The 3114-nt window shown below is 39.1% G+C and carries 4 protein-coding genes; 3 read left to right on the plus strand and 1 reads right to left on the minus strand.

Translation table 11 applies throughout. From position 1 onward, the window contains the following. From G4P69_RS36545 to G4P69_RS36555, 3 genes are all read left to right on the plus strand, one after another. The coding region (locus G4P69_RS36545) for a hypothetical protein (RefSeq protein ID WP_208354752.1) at positions 1 to 210 on the plus strand (210 nt) is incomplete at its 5' end. A gap of 390 nt (positions 211 to 600) precedes the next feature. After that, on the plus strand, positions 601 to 1017 hold the full coding sequence (locus G4P69_RS36550) for a heavy metal-responsive transcriptional regulator (protein ID WP_208345981.1): 417 nt from the start codon (positions 601 to 603) through the stop codon (positions 1015 to 1017). Between the two features lie 283 nt (positions 1018 to 1300). Continuing rightward, positions 1301 to 1849, plus strand: coding sequence for a universal stress protein (locus G4P69_RS36555; RefSeq protein WP_208345982.1), 549 nt, complete (start codon positions 1301 to 1303; stop codon positions 1847 to 1849). A gap of 140 nt (positions 1850 to 1989) precedes the next feature. Here G4P69_RS36555 and G4P69_RS36560 read toward each other — a convergent pair whose 3' ends face one another. Next, entirely contained in the window at positions 1990 to 2748 is a 759-nt protein-coding gene (locus G4P69_RS36560) for an ABC transporter ATP-binding protein (protein WP_208354753.1), read from the minus strand. Positions 2749 to 3114 lie beyond the last annotated feature (366 nt).

The following is a 3114-nucleotide window of genomic DNA, read 5'->3' on the forward strand; positions in this document are numbered from 1 at the left end:
GTTGTGTTTCTGTATTCAGGGGCATTGCGATCACGAGCTAAATTCTTTCATATTTATCTCATAATTTGGTCTCTTACCACATACCTAGCTTCTACCAGGAGGACGAGATTGCCTAAAATTTTGTTGTGGGGTGGCGATCGCGAGTATAAGCTGAGGCTACACAACACAAGACCATTAACGGTTACTATTGTTAATAGGCTTAAGCTTTGACGCAAAACGCACTCGTGTAATCCGTACTCATCAAATCAAAATCATACAAAAAATTTTAGGCATAATTGTTCCAGGTGAAGTATATTAATGTGTAAATATATGTCAAAGTTATAACGAAAACGTCTGCAATTTGGCTTAAGTTAATAAGTGTAAGATTATACGGTTTATAGTCACAATACTCGTTATACTTATCTTTAGGTTCTACCTGGGAATTTTGAAGAAGTGGCAAAGCCACTTCTTTTTCTGAGTTCTTTTGCGAGCAAAGACCCAAAGTAACATCTCACGCGACATTGCTGCCCCGAAATCTAACAACAAAGCCGTAATTCCCCATTCTCAGAATGTAAAGAATTAGATAAAATAAAAAAACTCTATTGATCTGAGAAATGTTTCGTGTTAAGTCAAGAGCAAAAACCGCTTTTAATTGGTCAGGTGAAAGAATTAAGCGGAGTTCCTATTAGGACAATTCGCTATTATGAAAGCTTAGGTTTACTCAATTCATCAGGGCGAACAGAGGGGGGATTCCGACAATTTTCATCAGATGTACTAACTCGTCTTTCCTTTATTAAGCGCTGTCAGAGCTTAGGTTTAAGTCTGCAAGAGATTGGGGAAATTCTGCAAGTTTATGATAAAGGTAAACCTGCTTGTCATAAAATTCAGCAGAAGCTAGAAGATAAAATATCAGAGATCGATCAGCAAATTGAGCATTTATTAACTTTACAGGGTGAATTGAGGGAATTACTTTCAGGATGGCATAGTTTAACAACTAAGCCAGAAGATAGAATTTGCCCCAACATCCAGAAAGATTGATATTTGCCTTCTGGTGTAATTTTTTGTGGCGAGGGCTGCTATATTTGCTTTCCTCACAAGTTCCTCAAATTGTTGATGTATAAATAATGTATAAATATCAACAGGGAACAGGCGATAGGCAATAGGTAATAGGCAATAAGCAACTGTGGGAAGATAGGGGAGTGAGAGAAATGAGGTATTTACAAAAAATTAACCTATGAGTTTTTCTCTCCCTTCTCTTCTGTTCCCTGTTCCCTATTCCCTTCTCCTTGTTCCCTTTTTTTGATAAAAAGCCGAGGTTTATATGTTTAAAAGAATTTTAGTTGCATTAGATCGCTCTGAAATGGGCGAACAAATTTTTAAACAAGGGCTTGCTTTGGCAAAGATCACTGGCGCTACCTTACTGCTACTACACGTTTTATCTTCGGAAGAAGAAGGTAGTCCATATGTGACTGTTTTTTCTAATTTTAACTACTATCCCGGGATAGGGGATCAAACCTTCGAGTTTTACCAAAAACAATGGAACACGTTTAAGAATGAAGGTATTGAGATGCTGCAATCCTTCTGTGCCAAAGCAAATGAACAGGGGATCGAGACTGAATTCACACAAAACTTTGGTAGTCCTGGTCGAATTATCTGTGATTTAGCTAGTAATTGGAACGCCGATCTTATTATAATGGGGCGTCGTGGACACTCTGGTTTAAAAGAACTATTTCTTGGCAGTGTAAGTAATTACGTCCTCCACCATGCCCCTTGTTCAGTGCATATTGTCCATCTCTCAGCAGCTGCTAAAGAAGCTGAGGTTAAACAAGAGACTACGACTGCTACAAAACTTGACGCAAAAAGCGCGTAGCCCACTAATTTCCCTAAAGGTATTAGTACAGCGGGCGCGTAAATAAACCAACCATTTCAAACAGCTAAAAGGCTTGATTTATAACACTTTTGACTTTTGACTTTTGAATTTTGACTTTTGACTTCCCCAAAGGGCGGGGGTTAGCCTTGCTTAAGAATTCCATCTTCCATGTAGGCAACTCTGTCAGCGACGTCTAAAACACGAGGATCGTGGGTTACAATCAAAACCGTACAGCCTTGTTCTTTTGCCAGCTTGCGCAATAAATCAGTGACTGTGTGCCCGCTGACGGAGTCTAAAGCCGCCGTTGGTTCGTCTGCCATAATTAATGGAGGATTACCTGCTAAAGCGCGGGCGATCGCAATCCTCTGTTTTTGTCCCCCAGATAAATCACTTGGCTTTTGATGAGCTTTATCTCCTAATCCAACTTGTTCAAGCAGCACTTGCGCTTGATTTCTTGCTGCTCGACCACGAATTCCTTTAATGTTCAATACAACTTCAATATTTTCTGATGCTGTTAGCGCCGGGAACAAATTGAATCCCTGAAAAATAAAACCTATATTTTGTAGTCGAAACTGTGCCAATTTAGGACGAGACATCCGAGTGATCTCTTCTCCAAGCAAGTAGACACTTCCCTCTGTCGGCGTCAGTAGTCCAGCCAAAATCGATAGTAGAGTGGTTTTACCTGATCCTGATGGTCCCATTAGCAGTTGAATAGTCCCGTTTTGGATTTCCCAGTCCACTCCTTTAAGAACTTGATAAGACTGTCGCCCAGATTGAAATACCATTTCTACGCCTTTAACAAGAATGGCTTTTGTGGCAGTATTTGTTGAATTTGACTTAGAGGTAATTGGCTTTTGGCTTTTTGTTGACACAGCAGGGTTAATTTTAATAGGACTCATTTGTTAAGTTTCTTATTAAGTAAGGTGTTAATCTTAAAAAAAATAGTAAAGCTATAGTAAAATTAAATTAAACTTCATATTCGTCTAAACATATATATATTCTACTCATCTAAATAGTTGAGCCCATGTCGCTTTTGGTATAGTTCGTCTACACCTCTAGAACTGAAAGCATTAAAAAAGATAAGAGTTACCATAGATAGTCTGCTCCCTTAAGCTACGCCTTAAAAACAATGGCAGGATCAACACGAGTGACCTTTTGAATCGCGAATACTGCCGAGCCAACACACATCACAATCGTGATTCCAAAAACTGTAAGAGCAGTCACTGGTGTAATTAAAATCAAGATTCCTTGAGTTGCTAATGTCC

Origin of the sequence: Aetokthonos hydrillicola CCALA 1050, from assembly GCF_017591665.1 — a bacterium.
GTDB classification, from domain to species: domain Bacteria; phylum Cyanobacteriota; class Cyanobacteriia; order Cyanobacteriales; family Nostocaceae; genus Aetokthonos; species Aetokthonos hydrillicola.

Bases quoted from the DNA above. Each gene is read 5' to 3' on its own strand.
- G4P69_RS36555 (WP_208345982.1), top strand. From the start codon at position 1,301: ATGTTTAAAAGAATTTTAGTTGCATTAGATCGCTCTGAAATGGGCGAA.
- G4P69_RS36560 (WP_208354753.1), bottom strand. From the start codon at position 2,748: ATGAGTCCTATTAAAATTAACCCTGCTGTGTCAACAAAAAGCCAAAAG.